At 64.1% G+C, this 1,372-nt stretch carries 1 protein-coding gene; it reads left to right on the forward strand.

Annotation, left to right across the window (positions count from 1 at the left end; translation table 11 throughout):
* Window positions 1-51 precede the first annotated feature (51 nt).
* Complete coding sequence (locus tag NF4_RS35965; RefSeq protein WP_063062926.1) at window positions 52-1,242, forward strand: IS701 family transposase; 1,191 nt, start codon at window positions 52-54, stop codon at window positions 1,240-1,242.
* The last annotated feature ends 130 nt before the right edge of the window (window positions 1,243-1,372 follow it).

Consider the following 1,372-nt stretch of genomic DNA (forward strand, 5'->3'; position numbering starts at 1 on the left):
TACTCCAGCCGCACTTAGTTATGTTGTGCGGTATGATCTTTCGTCGTGTCGATGGGCGAGGACCTGGCCGCGTGGGTGGCTGGGCTGGATGATCTGTTTGGGCTGGTTGCGGGGCGTTTCTATCGTGCGGAGCCGCGGTTGCGGGCGCGGATGTATGTGCGCGGGTTGTTGGCGCCGTTGGCGGGGAAGAATGGCTGGACACTTGCGGAAGCAGCCGGTGACCTGACGCCGGATGGGATGCAGCGTCTGTTGAACAAGGCCGCGTGGGACGTCGACGGGGTGCGCGATGATGTGTGCGGCTACGCGGTAGAGCATCTCGGTGATCCCGATGGCGTGTTGATCGTCGATGAAACCGGGTTCCTCAAGAAGGGAGTGAAATCTGCTGGGGTGCAACGACAATACTCGGGTACGGCAGGGCGGATAGAGAACTGTCAGCTGGGTGTCTTCTGTGCTTATGCCACTGGCAAAGGTCGCACGCTGATCGATCGGGAGTTGTATCTGCCGAAGTCGTGGACCGACGACCGTGACCGCTGCCGGGAGGCGAACGTCCCCGATAGCGTGGAATTCGCCACCAAGGCCACCCTCGCCAAGAAGATGCTCGCCCGAGCACTGGATGGCGGGGTCCCGGCCCGATGGGTGACCGCGGACGAGGCCTACGGCGGCGACTATAAGTTCCGGACCTGGCTCGAAACCCGCTACATCGGATACGTGGTAGCGGTGCCGCGCAGCCAGACCATCCCGATCACCGCCGGTTGCACCCGCGCCGACCACCTCGTCGCGCAAGCACCGCCGGAGGCTTGGAAGCGCCTGAGCTGCGGCGACGGAGCGAAGGGGCCGCGCATGTTCGACTGGGCGGTAGCCTCGCTGCCGGTCTACGAGTGGACCACCTCCGCAGGCTGGAGCCGCTGGCTACTCGCTCGCCGGGCGCTGACTCCGAACAGCAAAGGCGAGTTCGAGATCGCCTACTACATGTGCTTCGCACCCACCGGCACCAGCGACGACACCCTCATCCGGGTCGCCGGCACCCGCTGGGCCATCGAGGACTGCTTCCAAACCGCGAAAACCGAAATCGGCCTCGACCACTACCAGGTCCGCCGCTACGACGCCTGGTACCGCCACATCACCCTCGCCATGCTCGCCCACACCTACCTCGCCGTCACCGCCGCAATCTCCCCAAAAGCATTGGCAGCGAACTCATCTCGCTCACCCTCGGCGAGATCCGCCGTCTTCTGGCACACGTGATCGCCTACCGACCCGGCCACACCGCCATCTGGCAGTGGTCAACCTGGCGGCGTCGGCACCAATACCGGGCCAGAAAAGCCCACTACCAGCGCAGACGCCGATTACATAACCAAGTGCGGCTGGAGTACTA

Source organism: Nocardia fusca NBRC 14340 (assembly GCF_001618425.1).
Classification (GTDB): Bacteria; Actinomycetota; Actinomycetes; order Mycobacteriales; family Mycobacteriaceae; genus Nocardia; species Nocardia fusca.

Coding starts and splice junctions, on each gene's coding strand:
- NF4_RS35965 (WP_063062926.1), top strand. CDS start 52: ATGGGCGAGGACCTGGCCGCGTGGGTGGCTGGGCTGGATGATCTGTTT.